This window comes from Pseudomonas sp. 910_21 (assembly GCF_052850735.1).
The window spans coordinates 278,068-302,397 of the sequence record NZ_VXCY01000006.1 but is presented as its reverse complement, the minus strand read 5'-3'; the positions used below and the strand labels follow the sequence as shown (position 1 = coordinate 302,397).

The 24,330-nt window shown below is 61.9% G+C and carries 20 protein-coding genes; 12 read left to right on the top strand and 8 right to left on the bottom strand.

What is annotated here, in order from left to right; genetic code table 11:
* Nucleotides 1–151: 151 nt before the first annotated feature.
* A complete protein-coding gene (locus tag FW796_RS20705; RefSeq protein WP_346632843.1) occupies nucleotides 152–847 on the bottom strand; it encodes a pirin family protein in 696 nt (231 codons plus the stop codon).
* A gap of 275 nt (nucleotides 848–1,122) precedes the next feature.
* On the opposite strand from FW796_RS20705, the gene FW796_RS20700 reads away from it, so the two are divergent.
* On the top strand, nucleotides 1,123–3,582 hold the full coding sequence (locus FW796_RS20700) for a UvrD-helicase domain-containing protein (protein ID WP_446439927.1): 2,460 nt from the start codon (nucleotides 1,123–1,125) through the stop codon (nucleotides 3,580–3,582).
* A 51-nt stretch (nucleotides 3,583–3,633) separates the two neighbouring features.
* On the opposite strand, the gene FW796_RS20695 is transcribed toward FW796_RS20700, so the two are convergent.
* Nucleotides 3,634–3,903, bottom strand: a complete 270-nt coding sequence (locus FW796_RS20695; protein WP_102865161.1) for a DUF1652 domain-containing protein — start codon at nucleotides 3,901–3,903, stop codon at nucleotides 3,634–3,636.
* Between the two features lie 279 nt (nucleotides 3,904–4,182).
* Here FW796_RS20695 and FW796_RS20690 point away from each other — a divergent pair, with 279 nt between their 5' ends.
* From FW796_RS20690 to FW796_RS20675, 4 genes are read left to right on the top strand one after another with little or no spacing between them, the layout of a single operon-like run.
* Nucleotides 4,183–4,998: a helix-turn-helix domain-containing protein gene (locus tag FW796_RS20690; protein ID WP_346632845.1), complete on the top strand. Its 816-nt coding sequence runs from the start codon at nucleotides 4,183–4,185 to the stop codon at nucleotides 4,996–4,998.
* Nucleotides 4,999–5,049: 51 nt separating this feature from the next.
* Nucleotides 5,050–6,456 (top strand): NAD(P)/FAD-dependent oxidoreductase, encoded by a 1,407-nt coding sequence (locus FW796_RS20685; protein ID WP_446439926.1) that lies wholly within the window; start codon nucleotides 5,050–5,052, stop codon nucleotides 6,454–6,456.
* A 57-nt stretch (nucleotides 6,457–6,513) separates the two neighbouring features.
* On the top strand, nucleotides 6,514–6,855 hold the full coding sequence (locus FW796_RS20680) for a cupin domain-containing protein (protein ID WP_123727295.1): 342 nt from the start codon (nucleotides 6,514–6,516) through the stop codon (nucleotides 6,853–6,855).
* Between the two features lie 47 nt (nucleotides 6,856–6,902).
* Nucleotides 6,903–7,997: a polyamine ABC transporter substrate-binding protein gene (locus FW796_RS20675; RefSeq protein ID WP_404939783.1), complete on the top strand. Its 1,095-nt coding sequence runs from the start codon at nucleotides 6,903–6,905 to the stop codon at nucleotides 7,995–7,997.
* A 110-nt stretch (nucleotides 7,998–8,107) separates the two neighbouring features.
* Here FW796_RS20675 and FW796_RS20670 read toward each other — a convergent pair whose 3' ends face one another.
* From FW796_RS20670 to FW796_RS20650, 5 genes are all read right to left on the bottom strand, one after another.
* Nucleotides 8,108–8,869, bottom strand: a complete 762-nt coding sequence (locus FW796_RS20670; RefSeq protein WP_446439925.1) for an SDR family oxidoreductase — start codon at nucleotides 8,867–8,869, stop codon at nucleotides 8,108–8,110.
* Nucleotides 8,866–10,248 (bottom strand): aspartate aminotransferase family protein, encoded by a 1,383-nt coding sequence (locus FW796_RS20665; RefSeq protein WP_446439924.1) that lies wholly within the window; start codon nucleotides 10,246–10,248, stop codon nucleotides 8,866–8,868. The genes FW796_RS20670 and FW796_RS20665 overlap by 4 nt, the downstream gene beginning before the upstream one ends.
* A 61-nt stretch (nucleotides 10,249–10,309) precedes the next feature.
* Nucleotides 10,310–11,125 carry a molybdenum cofactor biosynthesis F family protein gene (locus FW796_RS20660; protein ID WP_446439923.1) on the bottom strand — a complete coding sequence of 272 codons (816 nt, stop codon included), beginning with the start codon at nucleotides 11,123–11,125 and terminating at the stop codon, nucleotides 10,310–10,312.
* Nucleotides 11,126–11,214: 89 nt separating this feature from the next.
* Complete coding sequence (locus FW796_RS20655; protein WP_110651595.1) at nucleotides 11,215–11,889, bottom strand: helix-turn-helix transcriptional regulator; 675 nt, start codon at nucleotides 11,887–11,889, stop codon at nucleotides 11,215–11,217.
* Nucleotides 11,890–12,057: 168 nt separating this feature from the next.
* Nucleotides 12,058–13,392, bottom strand: coding sequence for an aspartate aminotransferase family protein (locus tag FW796_RS20650; protein WP_346632858.1), 1,335 nt, complete (start codon nucleotides 13,390–13,392; stop codon nucleotides 12,058–12,060).
* Between the two features lie 453 nt (nucleotides 13,393–13,845).
* Here FW796_RS20650 and FW796_RS20645 point away from each other — a divergent pair, with 453 nt between their 5' ends.
* The 4 genes from FW796_RS20645 to feaR all read left to right on the top strand — a co-directional run bounded on the left by FW796_RS20645 (nucleotide 13,846) and on the right by feaR (nucleotide 18,741).
* Entirely contained in the window at nucleotides 13,846–15,333 is a 1,488-nt protein-coding gene (locus FW796_RS20645; RefSeq protein WP_446439922.1) for an aldehyde dehydrogenase family protein, read from the top strand.
* Nucleotides 15,334–15,573: 240 nt separating this feature from the next.
* Nucleotides 15,574–17,094: an APC family permease gene (locus FW796_RS20640; RefSeq protein ID WP_346632860.1), complete on the top strand. Its 1,521-nt coding sequence runs from the start codon at nucleotides 15,574–15,576 to the stop codon at nucleotides 17,092–17,094.
* Nucleotides 17,060–17,653 (top strand): DUF3156 family protein, encoded by a 594-nt coding sequence (locus FW796_RS20635; RefSeq protein WP_446439921.1) that lies wholly within the window; start codon nucleotides 17,060–17,062, stop codon nucleotides 17,651–17,653. Before FW796_RS20640 ends, FW796_RS20635 begins: the two co-directional genes overlap by 35 nt.
* A 149-nt stretch (nucleotides 17,654–17,802) precedes the next feature.
* Nucleotides 17,803–18,741 carry a transcriptional regulator FeaR gene (feaR, locus tag FW796_RS20630; protein WP_446439920.1) on the top strand — a complete coding sequence of 313 codons (939 nt, stop codon included), beginning with the start codon at nucleotides 17,803–17,805 and terminating at the stop codon, nucleotides 18,739–18,741.
* A gap of 306 nt (nucleotides 18,742–19,047) precedes the next feature.
* Here feaR and FW796_RS20625 read toward each other — a convergent pair whose 3' ends face one another.
* Nucleotides 19,048–19,824 carry a helix-turn-helix transcriptional regulator gene (locus FW796_RS20625; protein WP_404939992.1) on the bottom strand — a complete coding sequence of 259 codons (777 nt, stop codon included), beginning with the start codon at nucleotides 19,822–19,824 and terminating at the stop codon, nucleotides 19,048–19,050.
* Nucleotides 19,825–20,056: 232 nt separating this feature from the next.
* Between FW796_RS20625 and FW796_RS20620 the strand changes: the two genes are divergently transcribed.
* The 3 genes from FW796_RS20620 to FW796_RS20610 all read left to right on the top strand — a co-directional run bounded on the left by FW796_RS20620 (nucleotide 20,057) and on the right by FW796_RS20610 (nucleotide 24,279).
* Complete coding sequence (locus tag FW796_RS20620; RefSeq protein ID WP_346632864.1) at nucleotides 20,057–21,421, top strand: APC family permease; 1,365 nt, start codon at nucleotides 20,057–20,059, stop codon at nucleotides 21,419–21,421.
* A gap of 9 nt (nucleotides 21,422–21,430) precedes the next feature.
* Nucleotides 21,431–22,531 carry a DmpA family aminopeptidase gene (locus FW796_RS20615; protein WP_404939798.1) on the top strand — a complete coding sequence of 367 codons (1,101 nt, stop codon included), beginning with the start codon at nucleotides 21,431–21,433 and terminating at the stop codon, nucleotides 22,529–22,531.
* 299 nt (nucleotides 22,532–22,830) lie between these two features.
* A complete protein-coding gene (locus FW796_RS20610; RefSeq protein WP_346632866.1) occupies nucleotides 22,831–24,279 on the top strand; it encodes a serralysin family metalloprotease in 1,449 nt (482 codons plus the stop codon).
* Nucleotides 24,280–24,330: the final 51 nt, after the last annotated feature.

The following is a 24,330-nucleotide window of genomic DNA, read 5'->3' as shown; positions in this document are numbered from 1 at the left end:
AAGGTCCTTGAGACGGATACAGGTCTTGCGGACGCTTTCGCTGGCAAGCCAGCTCCTACGGTCGTTGTTCATTGCGCGGTCTTTGTAGCCGGCACGCCGGCGAAAAAAGGGGCGACCATCACGGTCGCCCCTTTTTATTTGCCCCTGCGTTTCAAGCCAGATCCACCAACACGATTTCGCTGTCTTGCACGGCGCTCACCCGCAGTACTCGCTCATCCTGGACCGCAACACCGTCTCGAGCTTCGGCACGCAAGCCGTTGATCTCGATCACCCCGGTTGCCGGCACCAGATAGGCCCGGCGTCCCGGGTCCAGGTGGTACTCGGCGGTTTCCCCGGCCTTCAGGTTGGCGGCCACCAGCCGTGCATCGGCGCGAATACGCAAGCTTTCCTCATCGCCTTCCTTGCCGCTGGCCAGGGTCACGAACCCCTCGCGCAGCCCCTTGGGAAAAGGCTTGGCGCCCCAGGATGGCGCGGAGCCGGCCTGATTGGGAATGATCCAGATCTGGAAGATCTTGGTCGGCGTGGCTTCCAGGTTGTATTCACTGTGGGCGATCCCGGTCCCCGCACTCATTACCTGCACGTCACCGGCTTCGGTGCGCCCCTTGTTGCCCAGGTTGTCCTGGTGGCTGATGGCGCCTTCGCGAACGTAGGTGATGATTTCCATGTCCCGGTGCGGATGCTGGGGGAAGCCGGTGCCGGGGGCGATCACGTCATCGTTCCACACCCGCAGGTTGCCCCAGTGCATGCGTTTGGGGTCATGGTACTCGGCGAAGGAAAAGTGATGATGGGCATCCAGCCAGCCGTGGTGAGCGCCGCCCAGGGAGCTGAAAGGTCTGAGTTCAAGCATGATCGTCTCCTCATAAAGGGCTCGTAATGGCTCGTTGGACCCGGGCCAAAAAACGATAACCGTTGGTTGATGGCGTGCATCATCCATCAGCTATTGATCGATAAAAAGCGCAAAAAATGCCGTAATCCAATCGTAAAATTAGATAATTATTTTGTCGAAAAGCTGGTGTTAAACCTTCGGTTCATCGCTTAAGTTAATGACCCGCAAGCAATTCGCTGGATACCGTGAAAAAATCCGGCGACCATTACCGCTCAGCCTCATCCCCTGGAGTCCGCGTGCCGCAACACAGCCCCGATCTGCCCCCCGATCTTTTGCCCCTAGCCCAGATGCCGCTGTTGAAGCGCCTGGCGGCGCGGTTCTTCGGCCATGGCCTGAACCGTCTGCGGGCCCAGCACCGTGCGTCCTGGCTGCATGGTCAGGCCGACGGCTTTCGCAGCGGGCACACGGCTGGAGTGGAGTACGGCTACCAGGAGGGGCGGCTCGAAGGGCTGGAGGAAGGTCGGCAGGTGCTGCTGATTCGCGACAGTCGCAACACTGAGCACCGGCCGCCGGGGGTGGATGATCGGCTGTTCGACGACTGGCGCCTGCCGCTGACCGCCGAATTGAAAAAGCGCTTCAAGGCCGATGTCGCCCGGCTGCTGGCACCGCAGGCCCAGCCCAGCGCGGCCCAATGGAAGATGATTTTCAGCGACGCGCCTGCCACAGCGGTGATTGCCGGAGCCGGGGCCGGCAAGTCGACTTCTTTGGTGTTGCGTCTGCTTTTGCTCAATCACTACCTGGGGTTCGAGTTGGATTCCATGACCGTAGTGACTTTTACCCGGGAGTCGCGCAAGGATTTCATCAATAAGCTGGTGCAGGTCTTTGCCCTGTGGAACCGGGCGCTCAGCCCTCGGGAAGCCCGGGATCTGGTGCGTACCTTCCACTCGCGGATCTTGCCCATGGTGCGCAGTCTGCCGGGGTTCGAGCGCCTTCAAGCCTTCGAGAACCTCAGTGAGCGTATGCAGGGTGCCGAAGACGAGGTGGACAGCAACCCCTTCGACCTGCGTATCAACGACGCCCAGCGCAAGCACCTCAATGCCTGCTACCAGGCGTTGTACCGCAGCGATGAGCGCTTCCGCCTGGCACTCAAGCCCTTGCTGCGCCATGCCTTGCAGCTCAAGGAGCTGGAGCGCGATCACCCCGATGTACAGAAGCGCGTGGCGGTCACCGAGCTGGCGGCCAAGCGTGATGAGGAACTCTGCGACACGGTGGAAGACCTGTGGTTTCGTGCCGGGGCCTGGCCGATCAAGGGCATCGAGCCTCAGCGTCAGAGCTTTGAAATCAATGGATCGACCTTCCATTGCCATGGCTATGCCGCTGAGCTGGATGCCTGGGTGGTACTGGGCTTCGACCCTCGGGAGAATCCGCAGATCAGCCGGCCCGGAGCCAAGCTGACGGTGCGGGCGGAGTGGGCGGTAAAGCGCACCCTGTTTCAAGCTTTCTGTCGTAAGCCATTGATTTGGCTAGATAGTTACGAGTCGTCCAAGCGTGCTTTGGGCGCCTTTTCTGCCGAGGTGAGTGCCGGCCCGGGGTTCGACTACAAGGTCAAGGGCGAGCTGGCTTCGGCGCCGTTGCTGGATTGCTTTGTCGCGGCTGCCGGTTTTATCGAGAACCTGGGGCTGGATGTGGGCGACGCGGTCGGCAACATGAGCTTTGCCCAGGATGATCCGGACCGATTCTTCTTCGAGGCCTTGAGCCTGTTCTGGCGAGCCCTTGAAGACCACTTGCTTGACCAGTCACCGCCGATCATGAGCTACAACCGGATGTTCGCCCTGTTCAGCGAGCGCTCGCCGGAAAACTTCAAGCTGCTCAGCGACAGTTGCCTGAGGCCGATGTCGCACTTGATGATCGACGAGTTTCAAGACGTTTCGCCGCAGATCGTTTCCTGGATCAAGGCCAGTCTCCGGGAGATTCGCAGCCGCGGCGCGGCCCTGCACGTGGGGCGGGGAGCTCAGCATTCCTCCCTGCTCTGTGTGGGCGATGACTGGCAATCGATCTACGGCTGGCGTGGCAGTTCGCCGAAATACTTTATCGAGTTCAACAAGGAGTTCCCGTCCCCGGGCACCACTCGAGTCATGCTCAGCGAGAACTACCGCAGTCACCAGCACGTGATCGATGCGGCGGAGCATATTGTTCGCGCAGCCCCGGCGATTGCCGGGAAGAAGGCCAAGGCCAGTGGCGAAGCCAAGGACGCATGGCCGGTGCAGGTACTGGATCGTGACGATCAGGGCCTGGCCCTGCGCCTGGCAGAGCACTATCGACAGGGTGACTCAATCTTGATGTTGTTTCGAAAAACTAGCGATAAGTTATTGATAGAAGAGCATATTTCACAAATAGTTAATGTTGATTCTAGCTTGCCACCGGCGGCTCGTCGGCTCAAGCAACTCACCTATCACAGTGCCAAGGGCCTGCAAGCGGACGCGGTGTTCCTGCTGGGGGATTGTCAGCACCTGAGCAGCTCGCCCTACAAGAATCAGGTGTATCGCATGGCCGGCCTGGGCAAGGATGGCGACGCCGAACCCTACGACAGCGCACAAAAGGACGAGATCCTGCGCCTGGCTTATGTAGGGATCACTCGGGCGGCCAAGCACTGCTACTGGTACGTCGATCGTCAGGAGGCGGCGGCCGGCAATGCGCCCAAGGCTTCGGATCGGGTGCCCCGTGACAAGCCTTATTTCCGCGACCTGCGGCAGTGAGAACGAAAAAAGCCCGCCGCTCAGGCGGGCTGCGGTTGATGGGGCCTGGCGTCAGGCCTTGAGTGTCAGGGACGGAGCAAAGGCTTCCAGCTCATCTTCCACCGCCTCGATTATTCGTTCGACATCCGCGGCGCTCATCACTGTGGCGCAGGGAATGCCGGCGATGGCGATCATGGTTTCGCCGCTGGCACGATCGAAGAGCCGGGCGATCATGCTGCCTGGCGCATCCATGCTGGCCTCGAAGCCCAGGGGATGAAAATGCCAGCGCATCAGCTGGCAGGCGTTAGGAAAGGTGACTTTACTGGCCCAGACTCTGTTCATCGGTGGCCCACCTTGATTCATTGAGCGCTTCCTTGTGCTCGCGGTAGGAACGATCGGGTCGTCAATGGCCCGATCAGTCAAGGGTTTAAAAATAGCACTGGCTTGTGACCGATCGCGGTTTTTTTGCCCACCGTCCGGCGGTTCAATCGCAGATTTTTGATGCAGGTCATGTATTGGCCCTGGCGGGGCTGCAGAACCTGGGGCCTTGGCTGAAGGACGGTCATTGATGCCTCTGCCGAAGTTCGGCAAGCTGCGTTTTTTTCGCTGTTCGAGACCCTTATGACTGTCCCTGACGACGGGCCTCTGCAAACCCAGGCCACCGGTGAAACCGTGATGCGCTATCACCTGTGCTGGAAGCACCGCGACCTCGATGGCGTGATGGCGCTTTACCATCCTGAAATCCAGTACAACGACTTTTTCCAGAATCGCACCCTAGGCCTCGCCGAACTGCGGGAATACGTGCGAGTGAGCATGCCCCGGGCCCCCGACGAGGCCCTGGAGCACAGCGATCGCATTCGTCTGGATGGCAATACGGCCTTTATCCAGTATCAGGTGACCCTGCGAGGTGGCCAGGGCCTGGTGTCGTTCCGCTCCAGCGAAGCGATTACCGTGCGCGACGGTCTGATCTGGCGGGTCAATGAATATGCGTCCCTGGTGCGTGAGTCGGCGACGGACACCTCCTCGGGCAGTCTGCGTCCGGCGGCCAGTCGCCTGGGGCTGTCGCCGCGCCAGTTGAGTTTCATGGCCGAGGACTTGCAACAGTACTTCCAGCGCCAGCAGCCTTATCTTGATCCGCAGCTGGACTTGCAGCGGGTAGCCCGTGAGTGCGGCTACAGCCGCAATCAGATTTCTTACCTGCTCAATCAGGTGCTGGGTCAGAGCTTCTACCGCTATGTGAACCAGGCGCGCCTGCAGCATGTGCTGACTGCCCTGGACAATGCCGCGCCACCGCTGCGGGTCGACGAACTGGCCTTTGCGGCCGGGTTCAATTCCCTGTCGGCGTTCTACAGCTGTTTTCGCCAGCATACCGGGCAGTCGCCCAAGGCTTATGCCAAGCAAATTTCTTTGCGTGCACGCGCGCAAGACAGCCCCTGAAGACAGGGACTAGGATCGCCGCATTCGAAGTTCGGGTTGCGGAGTGCTTGCATGCCAGCGTGGCGCAGTATCAGTTTGTGGATGGACCAGTTGGACGAGCCGCTATTGCCGCGGCCGTCCCTTGAACAAGACCTGGACCTGGACGTGGCGATCATCGGCGCCGGTTACACCGGGCTGTGGACCGCCTATTACCTCAAGCGCCAAGCGCCGCAGCTCAAGGTGGCGGTGATCGAGGCCCAGACTGCAGGGTTCGGTGCCTCAGGCCGCAATGGCGGCTGGCTGATGGGCAATCTGCTGGGGGAAGACCGCCTGCTGGCAGGGCTGTCGCCGGAACAGCGTCGAGCCTCTTTCGATCTGCTGCATGGCATTCCGGATGAAGTGGCCAGGGTCCTCGAACGTGAAGGCATCGACTGCGATTACCGCAAAGGCGGGGTGCTGTATTGCGCGGCCCGCTATCCCGAGCAGGAAACCAGCCTGCGCCAGTACCTGGACAAGCTCTACGCCCAGGGTCTGAACCAGGACGATTACCGCTGGCTGAACCCCGAGCAACTGGCCCGGCAGATCCGCGTGGCCAAACCCTATGGCGCTATCTATGCCCCCCATTGCGCCACTATCCAGCCGGCCAAGCTGGTACGCGGCCTGGCTCGTGCGGTGGAGCGCCTGGGGGTGAGCATTTACGAGAACAGCCCGGTAACCCACTGGCAGGCCGGTAGCCTGCAGACCCGCCACGCCGAGGTGCGCAGCCGTTGGATAGTGCCAGCGGTGGAGGGGTACTCGGTGACCTTGCCGCCCCTGGGCCGCTATCAGTTGCCGGTGCAAAGCCTGCTGGTGGCCACCGAGCCCTTGCCGGAATCGACCTGGGACGAAATCGGTCTGAACCAGGGCCAGGCCTTCAGCGAGAGCAGCCGTCAGGTTACTTACGGTCAGCGCTCCATGGATAACCGCCTGGTCTTTGGTGCCCGGGGCGGATATCAGTTTGCCAGCAAGCTGCGCCACGATTTCGACTTGAGTCGGGACGAGGTTGAGCTGCGTCGCTACCTGTTCGGCGAACTGTTCCCGCAACTGAAGAACGTGCGCATCACCCATTCCTGGGGCGGCAACCTGGGCATGTCCCGGCACTTCAAGCCGCACATGCTGTGTGACCGACGCAAGGGCATCGCCTTGTCCGGCGGCTACGGCGGCGAGGGCGTTGGCGCCAGCAATCTGGGTGGCCGGACCCTGGCCGACCTGATTCTCCAGCACGACAGCCTGCTGGTCCGCCAACCCTGGGTGCTGGCGGATAGCCGCCTTGACGCCCTGCGGACCTGGGAGCCCGAACCCTGCCGCTGGCTGGGCTACAACGCGATCATTCGCAGCTTTGTCCATGAGGACCAGACCCTGGCCAACCCGGCGTCGCCTCCGTGGCGCAGACGCATGGCCAGCCGGGTCGCCGAGTTCATGGAAGGTTTCATGCACTGAGTCGGGTTTCTTGCACCGAACGATGTCCGTTCGGGTTTTCCAGCGAAAGGTAGAGCCATGAGCATCACGCAATTCAAGCACACCGCAACGGTCACCCTGGACGAGTCGGCGCCGGTCGCCGTACCCCTGGGGACGCCCGTGGCCGTGACATCGGTGACCGCCGTCGAACGCAGCGACGGGGTCGAAACCGGGATCTGGGAATGCACCCCGGGACGCTGGCGGCGGCAGATCGTCGCCCAGGAGTTCTGTCATTTCATCCAGGGCCGCTGCACCTTCACTCCCGACCATGGCGAGCCCCTGCACATAGAAGCCGGCGATGCACTGATGTTGCCGGCCAACAGCACCGGAATCTGGGATATCCAGGAAACGGTGCGCAAGACCTACGTCTTGATTTTCTGATCCCTTGATTGCCTGCCAATAACAAAACCAGCCACAGGTATCGACTCATGATCCGCAAGACTTGCACTTTGCTGTTACTCAGCCCGTTGTTCCTGGGCGCTTCCCTGGCCCAGGCCGCCGACACGGTAAAGATCTACAACTGGTCGGACTACATTGCCCCGGACACCACCAAACAGTTCCAGAAGGAAACCGGGACAGGGTTCACCTACGACGTCTACGACAGCAACGAGACCCTGGACGGCAAGCTGATGACCGGTAAATCCGGTTACGACGTGGTGTTCCCCTCCAACCATTTCATGGCGCGGCAGATCCAGGGCGGGGCGTTGAAGAAGCTCGACAAGAGCCAGTTGCCCAACTGGAAAAACCTCAACCCGGTGCTGCTCAAGGCGCTGGAGGTCAACGATCCGGGCAACCAGCACGGTTTTCCGTACCTGTGGGGCAGCACCGGGATTGGCTACAACGTGGCCAAGGTCAAGGAAGTGCTGGGGGATGACGCACCGCTGGACTCCTGGGACCTGATCTTCAAGCCCGAGTACATGCAGAAGCTGCAGAAGTGCGGGGTAGCGATTCTCGACAACGGCCCCGAACTGATTCCCACGGCCTTGAATTACCTGGGGCTGCCACACCACAGCAAGAACCCGGCGGACTACAAGAAAGCCGAGGCGCTGCTGATGAAGGTCCGGCCTTATGTCAGCTACTTCCACTCGTCGAAGTACACCAGTGACCTGGCCAACGGCAATATCTGCGTGGCGGTAGGTTTCTCCGGGGACATCCTGCAAGCGGAGAGCCGGGCCAAGGAAGCGAAGAACGGGGTGGAGATCGGCTATTCGATTCCCAAGGAAGGCACGCCGATCTGGTTCGACATGGTGGCCATGCCGGTGGACGCACCGGATGAGAAGGCCGGTTACGCCTTCATGAACTACCTGCTGCGTCCGGACGTGATGGCCAGCATCAGCAATTACGTGCATTACGCCAATGGCAACCAGCAAGCCGATGGTCTTGTCGACCCGGCGATCAAGAACGATACCAAGGTCTATCCGAGCCCGGCCATGATGGACAAGTTGTTTGCCCTGGAAGCTATGCCGCTGGACATCGACCGTATCCGCACCCGCTTGTGGAACAAGATCCGCAGCGGCAGCTGATCCCCACCTACGAATCAGCCCCGCCGATTTTTGTAGGAGCCGGCTTGCCGGCGAAGAGGCCTCAGAGGCGAGCACTGCCCTTGAGGATGCCTTCGCTGGCAAGCCAGCGCCTACAATTGGCTGTTTTCCGGGAGCAGGGCGCCGCCGTCCACTATCAGGGTCTGGCCGGTGATGTAGCCGGCCTGTTGCGAGGCCAGGAACAACATGGCGTAGGCAATGTCTTCAGGCGTTCCCAGGCGCCCAAGGGGAATGCCCCTGGACAAGGTCGCGGCGTCGCCGAGGTTGTCCATGGCTTGGGTGGCGATAAGCCCGGGCTCGACGCCGTTGACGGTGATTCCGTACTCCGCCAGTTCCAGTGCCGCTGCGCGAATGAAGCCATTGACCCCGGCCTTGGACGCCGCGTAGTGGGCCAGTCCGGGAATCGCCGTGCGTGGACCGGTCACCGATGAGGTGACGACGATCCGTGGTGCTCGGGCCCGACGTAGCGCCGGCAAGGCTGCCTGGGTCAGCCAGAAGCAGCTTTTCAGATTCACCGCCAAGGTGCTGTCGAGGGTCTGGTCCTCAAGCTCGGCCAGCTTCTGCATGGGAAAGATCCCGGCGTTGTGCAGCAGCAGGTCCAGGCCGCCAAAGGCCTCCAGGGTCGCCGTTACCGCCTGTTCGGCGGCGGCCCGGGTGCTGAGGTCCAGGGTCAGCAGTTCCGCCGTTCCGCCGGCCTGACGAATCAGGCGTTGGGTTTCGGCGCCTGACGCAGCGCTGCGGGTGGCCAGCATGACTTTGGCGCCCCTGGCAGCGAACACCTGGGCGATCGCCCGGCCAATACCCTGGCCCGAGCCGGTGATCAGGGCGATACGCCCGTGAGCATCCTGGCTCATGACCGGACTCCTGGCAGGACCTGGGCCAGGCACTGGTCCAGCAACCGATTGTGCAGATCGACCTGCTCCTCGCGGGTGGCCGGACACATCAGGGCCATGTTGTGGAATGGGGTCAACAGCACCCCGCGATTGAGCAGGTACAGGTGCAGGTACGCCTCGATCAGACCATGGCGGGCGTAGTGGGCTTCGCCACCGTTGCGCGGAGGCTGCTGCATGAACAGGTATTCGACCCGGGCACCGATACGGGTCACATGCCAGGGCAAGCGGTGCTTGCCAATGATGCTGTCGACGCCGGCTCGCAGGCGTTCTGCGAGGAGGAACATGCGTGCGTAGTTTTCATCGTTCATCACTTCGCTGAAGGTGGCGCGCATGGCGGCCATTTGCAGAGCGTTGCCGGCCAGGGTTCCACCGAAGCCGAAGTGATTGATCGCCTGGCCCGGCTGGAAATGTGGCAGTACCCGCCAGATCCGCTCGGCCATGGCCTGGCTGGTGCCCCAGACGGCGGTGGGAATGCCCCCGGCGATGGATTTTCCCAGGACGAAGAAGTCCGGCTGCAAGCCATGCTCGCCGCAATAGCCCCCCGGTCCACAGGACAGGGTATGGGTTTCGTCAATGATCAGCGGCACGTCATAACGCTGGGTCAACTGCCGCAAGCCGTCATGGAAGCCCGGGGCCGGTGGCACCATGCCCACGTTGGTCATGAAGGGCTCGCTCAGCACGGCGGCCACGTCGCCGTGGGCCAGGGCCGCTTCCAGGGCCGACAGGTCGTTGAATTCCACCAGTCGGGTGGTGGAGTCGTGCTGCAAGCCGTTGGGGTGCACGCCGTCCCGGGGAATCATCTGTCCCTGGGCGTCGAACTCCACCTGGGATTCGTCGACGCTGCCGTGGTAGTTGCAGTTGAACACCAGGACCTTCTGCCGTCCGGTGATCATTCGGCACAGGCGCAGGACAAAGCGGTTGGCATCGGTGGCTGAAGTGGTGACCTGCCAGTAGGGCAGGCCAAAGCGTCGGGTCAGCTCCTTGCCGACCCACAAGCTGTCGGCGGTGGGCAGCATCAACGTCGAGCCATGCAGTGCCTGTTCGGCAATGGCTGCGGCTACCGCCGGCTGGGCATGGCCGAACATGGCGCCCGTATCGCCCAGGGCAAAGTCCACGTACTCGCGGCCGTCGCAATCGGTGAGGGTCGCACCACGGGCATCCGCCACCATGATCGGGTAGGCGCCGGGCCATTGCTGCATCCAGTGCAGCGGTGCGCCGTATAGCCAGTGCTTGAGGTTTTCCTGATAGAAGGCGCCGGAGCGCGGGTGTTGCTCGGCAAACAGCTGCAGTTCGGACTGGTAGCAGCTGGCGACGCGTTGCAGATCAAGGCCCAGAGTCATGGGAGTGTCCTATGAAAAGCGTTGCAGGCTGGCGCTAGGACAAGCCTGCAGCGGTACGGAATCAGGGGTGCAGGGTTCGGTTGAGTACTTGGGCCAGGGCGCCCACCGGGAAGTTGGCGGCATGACTGAAGTCTGCACCCTGGTAACCGAAGATCTTGCCGTCGGTACGCCCGGCCTTGAGGTCGATGAGCACCAGTCCCAGGGTCGGGACGATCTTCTCGCGCCAGACAAACAGGTACAGCTGCTCGTCGATCTTGTAGTAGTGACAGCGGTCGGTGTCCGCCAGGCCTTGCTCGACACCCCTGAGGCACTGCCAGCTATAGAAGTTGGCATTCAGGTAGATGTGCTCGTAAGCCTCGCTGGCGCTGTAGACATACTGGTTGCGCAGGCCGATCAGTTCGGCGGTGGGCGTATGTCGCGCAGTCTCGGTCGTGGGCACGGCATCGATTGCGCCGTGGAGGAACTGCGCCTTGACCGAGGTCAGCTCACCGCCGGCCAGGGCCCGGCTGAACAGGTCGACGCTGCACTCGGCCTGGCTCGGCATCTGGCCGACCACGGCGGTGAAACACCGGCGCTCAAGATCGAGAATCAGGCTCACCGAGTGGGGCTGGCCATGCTCCAGCTTGAGAAAGTCCACCAGGTAGATACCGGGGCGCACCGAGGTTGCGCGATAGGGCAGATCGTCACTGGCAGGCTGGCCGACGCTGTTCCAGCGCAGGGTGTCGGCAGCGAAGTGGTGTTCGATCTGCCAGCCATTGTCGAAGTGCAGGGTCAGGGTGCGACCGGACAGATCATCCACCCTCGCAAGGATGTGATTGTCGTCTGCAAAACCGTCCGCCAGGGCGCCGACGGTGATCCATTCAGGTTGCTGATTCATGGCAAGGCTCTTGTCCGGGAAAGGAGAACCCCATGTTCTGCCTGGGAGCCGGTGCTGCCCATCAACCGGATGGTTGAGCCTGTGGCCCTTTACAAGAACAGCGCGCTCACCAGCTCCGTACGATTGCCGACCCCGACCTTGCGAAACAGGTTGATCAAGTGGGTCTTGACCGTGGGCAGCCCCAGGTCCAGGCGCCTGGCGATGCTCTTGTTGTCGGCGCCATCGCGCAGCAGCCAGGCGATCTCCCGTTCCCTGGGGGTGAGGTTGGCCAGACGTTCGTCGACCTGGGAGTAGGGTGCCAGGGCAGCGATTTCCAACAGGCCCTGCAAGGCATGCAGGGTACCCAGTTCGTCGACACTGAAATGCCCCAGGGCGTTGTCCCGCAACAACGACAGGCCGGCGACGGGCCGTTCACCATCACAGGCGAGAATCTCCACTACATCCAGTACCCCGTGGCGTTGCAGGAATCCCTGGTAGACCTCGGTTGCATGACGGCCCTGCTGGGCCATGCCCATGTGCAGCGAAAGCACTGGGCGCCCGGCGGCGGCGCAGTTGCGTGGCTGCAGCGGGTCGTAGTGGCGGTAGCGTTGCAAGTAGGCCTGGTGCATTTGTTCGGGCATGCGGTACAGCGAGAAGTCCCGCGCCTGCAGGTTCGGATCGATGCGGTAGAAGGCGCAGAGGGTGGCGGGGACCACCCGGGTGAAGGCGGCGATGCAGCGTTGCCCCAGTTCATGGGCCCCGGGCAAGGAAGTGGGCGCAATCATTGGATAGCTCCTGGCTGCCGGCTGGGCAGTGGCTCGGGTGGTTGGAGGCTGCGACGGGGGGCGGTGTCCGTGTCAGGGCGAGTGAATACCAGAGGTGAAGCGCCTGGCAAGTAGGGATGTAGCGCAGGCTGCGGTCGCTGTTGCATCGACCGCAGCCTGTTGCAACGATTAGCGGCGGGCCTTGCTCAAACCCTCGGCCAGGGCATCGACTATGGCATCCACCTGTGGCTGCTGGATTACCAAGGGCGGCGAAAGAATGATCTTGGTGCCCACTGGACGCACCATGACGCCATTGTCCCGGGCAATTTGCGCCACCTGATTGGCATAGCCGCTCATGGGGTCAATGGGTTCGCGAGTGGTCTTGTCCGCCACCAGATCCAGGGCCAGCATCAGGCCCTGGCCCCGCACCTCGCCGACGCTGTCGAAGCGATCGACGAAGGGCCGCAGCTTGTCCAGCATGTAGTCGCCCATCTTCGCCGCGTTGGCCGGCAGGTCCTCCTTGACCACGATATCCAGGCACGCCAGGGCTGCAGCACAGGCTACCGGGTGTCCGGAGTAGGTGTAGCCGTGCATGATGGCGCCGGTAAAGTTGGCGTTTTTCTCGAAGGCGGCCTCGATCCGCCGGTTGACCACGGTCGCGCCCAGGGGGATGTAGCCCGAGGTGATGCCCTTGGCCAGGCACATGATGTCGGGTTTGACGCCCCACAGGCGGCTGCCGAACATCGATCCGCTGCGGCCGAAGCCGGTGACCACCTCGTCGGCGATCAGCAGGACGCCGTACTTGTCGCAGACCTCGCGGATCAGCGGCCAGTAGTTGGCGGGGGGCACTATCACGCCGCCGGCGCCCTGGATCGGCTCGGCAATGAAGGCGGCCACGGTGTCCGGGCTCTGGAACTGGATCTCCCGCTCCAGCAGGTCGGCGCAGATCTTGCCCAGCTCTTGCGGGTCCTGGCTGTAGGGGTTGCGGTACAGCCAGGGTGTGTCGATGTGGTAGCAACCGGGCAGCAATGGTTCGTAGTTGCGGCGGAACACGGTGTTGCCGTTGACCGAGGCACCACCGAAGTGAGTGCCGTGGTAGCCCTGGCGCAGGGAAATGAACTTGGTGCGGTCGGCCTGGCCTTCGAGCTTCCAGTACTGGCGGGCCAGCTTCAGGGCACTTTCGATGGCATCCGAACCGCCGGAACTGAAGGACACCCGGGACATGTCCTCGGGCTCCAGCAGGTTCATCAGCACCCGGGACAGTTCTTCGGCACGAGGGTGGCTGACCCCGTCGAACAGCTGGAAATACTCCAGCTCATCGAGCTGTGCGGTGATGGCCGCTTTCACTTCCTTGCGGTTGTGGCCGACGTTGACGTTCCACAGCCCGGCGACGCCATCCACCAGCTGGTGGCCTTTGTCGTCATAGACATAGCAACCATCGCCACGGACGATGCGGATCGGTTCGCGTTGCTTCATTTCGTTGGGGTGCAGCATGGGGTGCCAGAAACGGCTTGCTTCGCTCACGTTGAGTCTCCTGAAAACGCACGGACAGCGTGGAGCTATTAGTGCGTCATTTGTGGGCTCCTGGCTTGCCTCTGTGTGCCAGGACATTTGACCCAGGCTGCCAGTGGCGGCTTGGCGGGTGTCGCTGCCGCCCATTCGCAGGGTCTGGCTTGCCAGCGAAAGCGTTCGTGCAGGCTGTGCAAGACTTTCGGGCCTCTTCGCCGGCAAGCCGGCTCCTACGGGAAACTGCACGGTGTATCTGACTGCTGTAGGAGCTGGCTTGCCAGCGAAGGCGTCGGCCTGGGCGCTGCAAGACTTTCGGGCCTGTTCGCCGGCAAGCCGGCTCCTACGGTCTGCGTAGGTGCCGATGGCGCTGGCAGCCAGGGCCAAGTTTTGCGGCAGCCAGAATCAAGACGGCATCCGACTTTGGGCTCAAAGTCCACCTCGAACAAGGTCTACCTGCGAGGAATCAAGATGAGCGTTGCCATCGACCCACGTGTCGCTGCATTCATAGACAGTCAGCACGGTCTGCTGATTGACGGTCTCAGCCAGCCAGCACTCTCCGGAGCGCGGATGCCGGTGTACAACCCCGCCAGTGGTGAGCAGTTGACCCAGGTTGCCGCCGCCGCCCAGGCTGATGTGGATCTGGCGGTGGGGGCCGCGCGCCGGGCCTTCGAAGGCAGTTGGAAGGCGTTGCGTCCCGCCGATCGTGAGCGTCTGCTGTTGAAGCTGGCGGATCTGCTGGAAGCCAATGGCGAGGAGCTGGCTCAACTGGAGACCCTCAACAACGGCCAGTCGATCCATCTGGCCCGGGCCCTGGAGGTGGGTGCGGCGGCGGAGTTCACCCGCTACATGGCCGGCTGGGCCACCAAGATCGAAGGCAAGAGCCTGGATGTGTCCATCGCTGCGGTGCCGGGGGCACAGTACCGGGCCTATACGGTGCCGGAGCCGGTGGGCGTGGTGGGGGCCATTGTGCCGTGGAATTTTCCGTTGCTGATGGCCATCTGGAAAATCGTCCCGGCCCTGGCTTGTGGCTGCACCGTGGTACTCAAGCCGGCCGACGAGACCCCGCTGACCGCGCTGCGCCTCGGCCAGCTTTGCCTGGAAGCGGGGATCGCCCCCGGCGTGGTCAACGTGGTGACCGGCAGTGGTGCCCAGGCCGGTGCCGCGCTGGCTGCCCATCCGGGGATCGACAAGCTGGCGTTCACCGGTTCGACCCAGGTCGGCAAGCTGATCGGCCACGCTGCAGTGGACAATATGACGCGCTTTTCCCTGGAATTGGGCGGCAAGTCGCCGGTGATCGTTCTCGACGACTGCGATCCGCAGACTGCGGCCGCTGGGGCTGCCGGGGCCATCTTCTTCAATCAGGGGCAGGTCTGCACGGCGGGCTCGCGGTTGTATATCCAGCGCGGGATCTACACCGAAGTGCTGGAGCGTCTGGTCGCCATCGCCGAATCCTTGAGCATTGGCCCGGGGTTGGACGAGCAGGCACAGATCAATCCGCTGATTTCTGCCAAACAGCAGAAGCGCGTGCTGCAGATGGTCCAGCGCGGGGTCGAGGAGGGCGCCAAGGTGCTCTGTGGTGGAGTCGCCCATGGCGAACGGGGCTTTTATGTCCGTCCCACGGTGGTGGCCAACGTCAACGCCAACCTGCAGTTGGTGCGCGAGGAGATCTTCGGCCCGGTGGTGGTCGCGACGCCTTTCGACTCACTGGAGGAAGTGGTGGCCCTGGCCAATGACAACCAGTACGGGCTGGGGGCGAGTATCTGGTCCAACGATCTGAGTCAGGTCATGCAGCTTATTCCACAGATCAAGGCCGGCACCGTTTGGGTCAACACCCACAACATGCTGGACCCGTCGATGCCCTTCGGTGGTTACAAGCAATCGGGCATGGGGCGCGAGATGGGCCATGCGGCCATCGAGGCCTATACCGAGAACAAATCGGTGTGCATCGCTTATTGAGCGCGCCCCACGCAGACGCCTTCGCCGGCCAGCCGGTTGGCTGTAGGGGCCGGCTGGCCGGCGAAGAGGCCCCCGAGACAGGTGTCACTCTCATGGGCGCCTTCGCTGGCAAGCCAGCGCCTACGGGGCGTGAACATGATTTCAGCTGCGTCAGACAGCCAAGCTCTGCGCCCTTGCCGGGCGTGCCCTTGAAATGCCTAGAACAACAATCATCAACCCATGCTTTCGAGGTTTACCATCATGTCGCTCAACGACAGACTCAACCACCACCTGGATCAGGGCGTGGTCGGCTTTCCCACCGCGCTGGCCAGTGCCGTGGGCCTGATCATGGCCAGCCCGGTGATCCTTACTGCCACCACCGGATTCGGTATCGGTGGTGGAGCATTCGCCGCAGCGATGGTGATCGCCCTGCTGATGATGCTGGCGCAATCCACCACGTTCGCCGAAGCGGCTTGCCTGCTGCCCACCAATGGCTCGGTCTATGACTACCTGGCCTGTGGCCTGGGCCGTTTCTTCGCCATCACCGGCACCTTGTCCGCCTACCTGATCGTGCATGTGTTTGCCGGGACGGCGGAAACCATTCTCAGCGGCGTCATGGCCCTGGTGAATTTCGAATCCCTCAATACCCTGCTGGAACAGAGCGGCAGCGCCTGGCTGGTAGGTGTCGGGCTGGTGCTGTTTTTCGGCCTGCTCAACGCGGTGGGCATCACCGCTTTCAGTCGCGCCGAGGTGATCCTGACCTTCGGCATGTGGACCACCCTGATCATCTTTGGCGTGCTCGGGGTCATCAAGGCCCCGGCCGTGGCGCTCGATGGCTGGTTCGGTGCTTCCATGGTGGGGACCGACCTGTCGACCATCCTGTCCTTGGTGGGCATGGCCATGTTCATGTTCGTCGGCTGCGAGTTCGTCACCCCCCTGACCCCGGATGTGCGCAAGGCTGCCAGAACCATTCCCCGCGCCATGGCCCTCGGCCTGGTAGGCGTCGCGGTCTGTATGTTCATCTATGGCGCGGCCATGAAGCGTCAGGTGGAAAACATCGCCCTGAGTGAGGACGGCAGCGTGCATTTGCTGGATACGCCCATGGCCATCCCGCATTTCGCCGAGCAGATCATGGGGCCGTTTGGCCGCATCTGGCTGGGGATTGGCCTGCTGTTCGCCGGTGCCGCGACCATCAATACGCTGATGGCCGGCCTGCCGCGGATTCTCTATGGCATGGCCCTGGACGGTGCATTGCCCAAGGTCTTCACCTACCTGCACCCACGCTTCAAGACTCCGCTGTTGTGCATCGCCGTGGCGGTCCTGATTCCCTGTCTGCACGCCTGGTGGCTGGGTGGCAGCACCGACAGCATCATGCACCTGGTGCTGGCGGCGGTCTGTGCCTGGAGCACCGCTTACCTGCTGGTCACCTTGTCGGTGGTGATGTTGCGCATTCGCCGGCCGGATTTGCCGCGGGCTTATAAATCGCCATGGTTTCCGTTGCCGCAGATCCTGTCTTCGGTGGGGATTCTCCTGGGCATGTGGTTCATCACCCCCCCTGGGATGAATCCACGGGATATCTATGTGCCCTTCGGCAGCATGTTGGGCCTGACCGCTATCTACGCCCTTGTCTGGACCTTGCTGGTACAGAAGGTCAATCCGTTTCGTCCGGTGCCGGTGGAGGAGGTGCTGGAACAGGCGCTGAACCTTGCACCGGAAGATGTCCCAAGCCCTCGGGAGGCCCTGTCTGATGAATCTTTCAAGCTGGCGACAAAACCTCTTTGAATTTTGGCACCGGGCACCCTCGGGCTATCGCCCGGGGGTCACCCTGGGTCAGGTGCGACGGGATCTGGCGGGCCTCGATTTCACCCCTCGCGCTGTTGGGCGTGGTGTTTTCCATTGCCCGAAAAGCGCTCTGGAGTTCGAAGTACGGGAGCGCCCCCAGGCGCAGTTCCTGATGCATCTCGTGGTCTGTGAGTGGCGTCTGCGGGTGCCCAGTGAGCCTCCCGGACAGGCGCGGATCGGCCTGCGCCATACCGGGACAATTCGTCGACAGGGCGTCGCCGCGCGATTGCTTGCGGGAGAGGCAGGGCAATGGGCGCCCCTGCTGCAGAGGTTGTGCAGTGATCAACCACTGCTGGAACGGCTGCTGCCACTGGACTTCAAGCACCTTGAGCTGTGGCGGGATGAACAGGGCTGGCAAGTGCGCCTTGAACACTTTGGCGCCAGCGAGGTGGTCAATCGTTTACCGGGGTTCAGACGCTATATCCGCTTGAGTGCTGAACAGCGGGTGGCGTTATTGGGCAGCTTCACTGAGTTGTACAAGCTTCTACGAGAATTCTGACCGACATAACCGTAAGCACTGGCATACACCCTGCTTAAGCCATAACAGACTATCCATGCTGTCAGGCTCCTTGCCTGACAAATAGATAACATGTTAATGATATCGCCATAACAACAACGGCGGTCTGAACCGGCTTATGGAGGTGCACAGTGCTTGCTTCGCATAGTTTCAGTTCCTGGGTAGGTGCCCTGCAGGGTGTCTGTGGTCGATTCGACGCCCGTCCGGCGCGCAATCCCGCCTTGTTTATCGGAGAAGTGGGTTTACAGGATTATGCCGGGCTGGAGGTGGCGCAGATCCGCACCAATGCCGGGCTGATCTCCCGTCAGAGCACCAAGGTCGACCATGAGGACGATCGCCATTGTTTCCTGATCATCCAGCGCAGTGGCCACGCTCGCCTGAGCCAGGATGGCGAGAGTATTGAGCTGGCCCCCGGCGACATGGCGTTGCTGGATTCGGCCGGCGCTTGTGAAATCGTGCCCCACGGCCTGATCGAGCACGCCTCGTTCCACCTGTGCCGAGAAGAGGTGTACCGGCATCTGCCGGCCCAGCAGCGCAAGTTCGGCAAGTTGTCGCAAAACTGCGCCAGTGGCCGCTTGATGCGTTTGCTGGTGGAGCAGATCTGCGCCGGCGATCTGCAGGGGTGTGCAGCGCAGCAGGAGGGGCAGGCTCTGCAGGAGGCCCTGATCGCCTTGCTTGAGCCAACCCTGCGTCAGACGGCCAGTACCCTGGATGGCTTTGACGATAACCTGCATGGCCAATGCCTGCGTGATCAGGCTCGGCAACTGATCAATCAATCCCTCAATGAGCCGGGCCTGACCCCGGTATCCCTGGCCGGGCAGTTGAACATTTCGGTGCGCCAGTTGTACCGGCTGTTTGAGGAACAGGGAGATAGCGTGTGTCGTTTCATCCAGCGCTCCCGGCTCAAGCGCAGCGCGGCGGACCTGAGCAACCCGCACCTGCGCAACGAATCCATTACCGACATCGCTTTCAAGTGGGGGTTTACCGATTCGGCGCATTTCAGCCGGACCTTCAAGAAGCATTTCGAACAATCGCCCCGTGACTTCCGCGCCCGCTCCCTGAACGCGTAGGCGCTGGAGTATCGCATCGCCCGACACTTCCGCTGGCGTTGTAGGCGCCGGCTCGCCGGCGAAGAGGTTCCTGAATTTTGTATTGCCCTCAAGGATGCCTTCGCTGGCCGTGTAGGAGCCGGCTTGCCGGCGAAGAGGTCCTTGAGTTTTGCATTGCCCTTGAGGACGCCTTCGCTGGCAAGCCAGCTCCTACGGTAGGCAGGCAGGCATGCGGGCAGGTAGGTAGGTAGGTAGGCGGTCAGGTCAGCAGGCAGGTGAGAGCGCAGTAACGCGAGAAGACCGGCAACAGCAGCTTGAGCGGGGGCTTCAGGGATTGTCCAGGTCATGCCCCAGGGATTGGATGAACAACGAAAACAATTCGGGCTGGCTGGAGATATCCAGCTTGGCGTAGAGGTGCCGGCGGTGCACCTTGATGGTGTCCGGCGAGATCTTCAAACGCTCGGCCATGGCTTTGGAAGAAAAACCCCGGAGGATCAGCCGGGCAATCTCCAGCTCTCGGTCCGACAGCACCGCGCTGCCGAAATGGCTCAGGGCATCGCGAATCTGGCTGGCCATTTCCTCTGCAACCGGGGCCTGGGGACGTATCTGGCTGTGCTGCCAATGCTGTTGCATCAGTGGCAGCACCCAGGCCGCAAAGGTCGTGAGCTGGCCTATTTCTTCACGATTGAAGACCCGTTGGTTGCCCAGTGACAGGGACAGGGTGCCGGTATCGGGTAGTTGCAGGATGAATTGCACTTCATCTTCCAGGACGTTGTCGTGGAAGTAGCTGAGAAAGTACTCGCTCTGGCGGAAGTGGTCCGGGGCCACTTCTTCCAGACGGTACAGGCCGCTGGGGTAGCCCTCGCGACAGGCCTGGAAGAACGGGTCCAGCAGGTACAGGCCATTGAGGTAGGTGAGCATCGACGCCGGCTTGCTGCTGGGCTCCGCGTCATATTCTTCAAGGGCTCGGGGCGGGCCATCCACCGGGTAGAAGATCGCCAGGGCATTGTCGAACGGCGTGGCCTGGTGCAACAGCAGGATCAGCTGTTTCCAGAATCGCGGGTTGCCGATCAGCGTAAGGGTGCGACCCAGGCCGGCATGCATGCCGACTTCCCAGAACAGATTACTCAAAGTCCTTGCTCCCCTGATGCGCCGTAAGTGCCGTAGAACGGTGTCGTCGATTTGCCCATTGCCGTCAAGGGGAGTACTCCAATAGGGGAATTGGTCGCAGCCATGTGACTGCCTAGAGTAGCTCCCAGCAAGTGCGTCCCAGAGCGCACCCGCCCGATGGATTTCGTTTCTGCCTCAGACCAACAATAAACACGAGGATAACGATATGAGCTCTCCCTCCGCGCCCGACGGCGCGCTGAAACCAACCCTGAGTGTGTTCGATGTGGTGGCTATCACTGTCTCCGGTGTGACCCCCGCCAGTTCCGTGTTCGTGATCGCGCCCTTTGCCATCCACCAGGCCGGCAGCGGGGTGTTCCTGGCGTTCGTCATGGCCGGGTTGCTGGCATTGATGTTTGCCTTTTGCTACGCCGAGCTGGGTCGGGCCCATAACAGTGCCGGCGGTGAGTACGTCTACGCCAAGCGCGTGTTTGGTGGCATGGCCGGTTATGCCACCTTCCTCACGGTGCTGGTGATGCTGCTGTTCATCCCTCCGGTGCTGGCCACTGGCGCCGCCACCTATTTGAACAACGCCCTGGGTACGCACTTCGACTCTCAGACCGTAGCCTTGGTGATAGTGGTCTGCAGCTATCTGCTGGGCATTCTCAACATCAAGCTCAACGCCTGGATCACCGGTACTTGCCTGTTGCTGGAGGTAGCGGCGTTGCTGGTGATTGTCTGGCTGGGCTTTGGCAATGCCACGCAACCGGTGAGCATTCTCCTGCAGCCGCAGATCGTCGATCACGGTGCGCTGCAGATGGCGCCCTGGGCCCTGGTGATCGGTGCGGTGGGCATCGGCCTGTTTTCCTACAACGGCTACGGGCCGGCGGTGCTGCTGGCCGAAGACATGAAGTGCAAGGGGCGCGGCGTGCACAAGGCGGTGCTCTGGTCCCTGGTGCTGGTGGTGATCATCGAACTGGTGCCGCTCACCGCGCTGCTGATCGGCGCCCCGTCCCTGAGCGCGATGCTGGCCAGCCCAGATCCCATCGGCTACCTACTCACCAGCCATGGCAATGAAACCCTCGCCAGGGTCGTCAGTGGCGGGATCTTCCTGTCGGTGTTCAACGCCATTGTCGCCATCGTCATCCAGATCGGTCGCGTTGTGTTCAGCAGCGGCCGCGACGCCCTGTGGACGCCCACCGTCAACCGCCTGTTCACGCGGATCCATCCACGCTGGGACTCGCCATGGCTGGCTACGTTGTTCCTGGCGATTCCTTCGGCAGTACTCAGTTTTAGCTCGAATCTGGCGGACCTCACGTCCTTCAGCGTGTTGCTGATCATGCTGGTGTATCTGATCGTTGCCCTCAGCGCGCTGATGAGCCGGGTGCTGCTGCGCGACCGCGAGCATCCCTATCGCATGCCCCTGTGGCCTTTGCCGGCACTGCTGGCGGTGGTCGGCGCGGGGTATCTGCTGATCAATCTGTTCCTCGAGGCTTCCCTGCGGGACATCATGGTGATTATCGGGCTGCTGGCGCTGTCGGTGATTCTCTATGGCACCAATGGCCGGTACAGCCCGGCGTTCCAGAAATTGTAAGGAGTGGTTATGCGAGCACGTCAATTGGGCATCAGCCTGGGGCTGGGGTCACCAGGCCCGTTCAATGCGATCACCGACGTACCTGGGGTACGGGTGGGGCACAGCACCCTGAAAACCACCGTGGGCGGCAAGCAGGTGCGCACCGGGGTCACTCTGGTCCAGCCCCGGGCCGGGCATGCACGGCAGCAGCCCTGTTTCGCTGGTTGTCATGTACTCAACGGCAATGGCGATGCCACGGGGCTGGAGTGGATTCGCGAGGCGGGCACCCTGACCACGCCGCTGGCGATTACCAATACCCACAGTGTCGGCGTGGTGCGCGACACCCTGATCGCCCTGGAGCGCGAGGCTCTGGCGGACCCCGCCGTTTACTGGTGCATGCCGGTGGTAATGGAAACCTACGACGGCCTGCTGAACGACATCTGGGGTCAGCATGTGGGAGCGCAACAGGTGCGCGAGGCCATGGCCTGCGCCGAATCCGGGCCGGTAGCCGAAGGCGCGGTGGGAGGCGGCACCGGGATGATCTGCCACGAGTTCAAGGGTGGGATCGGCACCGCATCCCGAAGGCTGGCGGCAGAGCAGGGCGGCTACACCGTCGGCGCCCTGGTCCAGGCCAACCACGGCAAGCGTGAAGAACTGCGGGTGGACGGTTACCCGGTGGGGCGTCGTCTGGGTGGGATTGCCTCACCTTTTGCCGAGCGCGGCACCCCGGGCATGGGCTCGATCGTGGTGATCCTGGCCACCGATGCGCCGTTGCTGCCCCATCAATGCCAGCGCCTGGCCCAGCGTGCCTCCATCGGCATTGCCCGCACGGGCGGCGGCACCGAAGATTCCAGTGGCGATATCTTCCTGGCCTTTGCCACGGGAAACCGGGACTTGCCCGCTGCGGATTATGGGCGCAAGGACCTGGCGTTCACCGCACCTCTGGCGATGCTCAACAACGATCACATCTCGCCACTGTTCAGCGCAGCGGCCGAGGCCGTTGAGGAAGCCATCATCAACGCCCTGTTGGCAGCCGAGCCGATGACCAGTGCCGACGGGGTGCAAGTACCGGCGCTGACCCCGCAAGTATTGAGGGACGCATTGGAACTAACTGGTTGGAACATGAAATAACTAACTAAAAAGTGCGACCCAGTTGGCATAACTGTCTATATGGATATTTAATAATTAAATTGTAGATTGTCGGACAATGCCTGCCGTTAATCGGCTGGAAAAGAATCTTTTGACTGCGCAGTCATTGTTTGCGGGAGTTTGTCGGAACAGTGGAATTTGACGTCAAAAAATGAGTGGACGCCTGATTTCAAATTGTGTCAGCTTTCTTTCGCCTGCTTAGGGCGAGTGATAGGACGATCTCGCCAGGGATTGTCGCTATCTGACAAAAACTGTTCCATTGATTACAAGGAAGTGTGTTTATGTCGAAAGTAACAGAGAGTGCTATTGCATCTGCCGAACAGCAACTCGTGCCACTGGCCGCAGCAAGTTCGGCGTATAACCAGATCAATAGCTTTAGCCACCAATACGACCGTGGCGGCAATCTCACGGTCAATGGCAAACCTTCGTTCTCGGTCGATCAGGCCGCCACGCAATTGCTGCGTGACGGCGCTGCCTATAAGGACCTGAACGGTAACGGCAAGATCGATCTGACCTATACCTTCCTGACCTCGGCCTCCTCGAGCACCCTGTACAAGCATGGTATCTCCGGGTTCAGCCAGTTCAGTGCCCAGCAGAAGGCCCAAGCAGTGCTGGCCATGCAATCCTGGGCCGATGTGGCCAACGTCGTGTTTACCGAGAAAGCCTCGGGTGGCGACGCCCACATGACCTTTGGCAACTACAGCGGTGGCCAGGACGGTGCGGCGGCCTTCGCCTACCTGCCGGGCACCGGTGCCGGTTATGACGGCACCTCCTGGTACCTGACCAACAGCAGCTACACCCAGAACAAGAACCCTGACCTGAACAACTATGGCCGTCAGACCCTGACCCATGAGATCGGTCACACCCTTGGCCTGGCTCACCCTGGCGACTACAACGCCGGCGAAGGCAATCCAACCTACAAGGACGCCACCTACGGGCAGGACACCCGCGGTTACAGCGTCATGAGCTACTGGAGTGAAAGCAATACCGGCCAGAACTTCAGCAAGGGCGGGGTCGAGGCCTATTCGTCCGGTCCGCTGATGGACGATATTGCGGCCATCCAGAAGCTCTACGGGGCCAACTACGGCACCCGTGCCGGTGATACCACCTACGGCTTCAACTCCAATACCGGGCGCGATTTCTACAGCGCCAGTTCGTCTGCGGACAAGCTGGTGTTCTCGGTATGGGACGGTGGCGGCAACGATACCCTGGACTTCTCCGGGTTTACCCAAAACCAGAAGATCAACCTCAATGAAGCCTCATTCTCCGACGTTGGCGGCATGGTGGGTAACGTTTCCATCGCCCAGGGCGTAACCGTGGAGAACGCCATCGGCGGTTCGGGCAACGACCTGCTGATCGGCAACAACGCTGCCAACGAGCTCAAGGGCGGTGCCGGCAACGACATCATCTACGGTGGCGGTGGCGCCGATAAGCTCTGGGGCGGTTCGGGCTCGGACACCTTCGTGTTCGGTGCCAGCTCGGACTCCAAGCCGGGTGCGGCCGACCAGATCATGGATTTTGTCAGCGGCCTGGACAAGATCGATCTGACCGGTATCACCAAGGGGGCGGGCCTGCATTTCGTCAACGCCTTCACCGGTGCGGCGGGTGACGCCATCCTCACCACCTCCGGGGGCGTCAGCACCTTGTCCGTGGACTTCTCCGGGCACGGCGTGGCGGACTTCCTGGTCAGCACCGTTGGCCAGGCAGCCGTCAGCGACATCGTGGCCTGAGTGAAGTAGGCGGAGGGCGGCGCCGATGCGCTGCCTTCCGTTCTTGCATTG

Excerpts from the sequence above, each read along its gene's own strand:
- FW796_RS20685 (WP_446439926.1), top strand. The coding sequence starts at position 5,050 with ATGCCAGCGTGGCGCAGTATCAGTTTGTGGATGGACCAGTTGGACGAG.
- FW796_RS20635 (WP_446439921.1), top strand. The coding sequence starts at position 17,060 with ATGAATCTTTCAAGCTGGCGACAAAACCTCTTTGAATTTTGGCACCGG.
- FW796_RS20670 (WP_446439925.1), bottom strand. The coding sequence starts at position 8,869 with ATGAGCCAGGATGCTCACGGGCGTATCGCCCTGATCACCGGCTCGGGC.
- FW796_RS20625 (WP_404939992.1), bottom strand. The coding sequence starts at position 19,824 with ATGCATGCCGGCCTGGGTCGCACCCTTACGCTGATCGGCAACCCGCGA.
- FW796_RS20690 (WP_346632845.1), top strand. The coding sequence starts at position 4,183 with ATGACTGTCCCTGACGACGGGCCTCTGCAAACCCAGGCCACCGGTGAA.
- FW796_RS20610 (WP_346632866.1), top strand. The coding sequence starts at position 22,831 with ATGTCGAAAGTAACAGAGAGTGCTATTGCATCTGCCGAACAGCAACTC.
- FW796_RS20620 (WP_346632864.1), top strand. The coding sequence starts at position 20,057 with ATGAGCTCTCCCTCCGCGCCCGACGGCGCGCTGAAACCAACCCTGAGT.
- FW796_RS20705 (WP_346632843.1), bottom strand. The coding sequence starts at position 847 with ATGCTTGAACTCAGACCTTTCAGCTCCCTGGGCGGCGCTCACCACGGC.
- FW796_RS20695 (WP_102865161.1), bottom strand. The coding sequence starts at position 3,903 with ATGAACAGAGTCTGGGCCAGTAAAGTCACCTTTCCTAACGCCTGCCAG.
- FW796_RS20645 (WP_446439922.1), top strand. The coding sequence starts at position 13,846 with ATGAGCGTTGCCATCGACCCACGTGTCGCTGCATTCATAGACAGTCAG.
- FW796_RS20655 (WP_110651595.1), bottom strand. The coding sequence starts at position 11,889 with ATGATTGCGCCCACTTCCTTGCCCGGGGCCCATGAACTGGGGCAACGC.
- FW796_RS20680 (WP_123727295.1), top strand. The coding sequence starts at position 6,514 with ATGAGCATCACGCAATTCAAGCACACCGCAACGGTCACCCTGGACGAG.
- FW796_RS20665 (WP_446439924.1), bottom strand. The coding sequence starts at position 10,248 with ATGACTCTGGGCCTTGATCTGCAACGCGTCGCCAGCTGCTACCAGTCC.
- FW796_RS20640 (WP_346632860.1), top strand. The coding sequence starts at position 15,574 with ATGTCGCTCAACGACAGACTCAACCACCACCTGGATCAGGGCGTGGTC.
- FW796_RS20660 (WP_446439923.1), bottom strand. The coding sequence starts at position 11,125 with ATGAATCAGCAACCTGAATGGATCACCGTCGGCGCCCTGGCGGACGGT.
- FW796_RS20675 (WP_404939783.1), top strand. The coding sequence starts at position 6,903 with ATGATCCGCAAGACTTGCACTTTGCTGTTACTCAGCCCGTTGTTCCTG.
- FW796_RS20615 (WP_404939798.1), top strand. The coding sequence starts at position 21,431 with ATGCGAGCACGTCAATTGGGCATCAGCCTGGGGCTGGGGTCACCAGGC.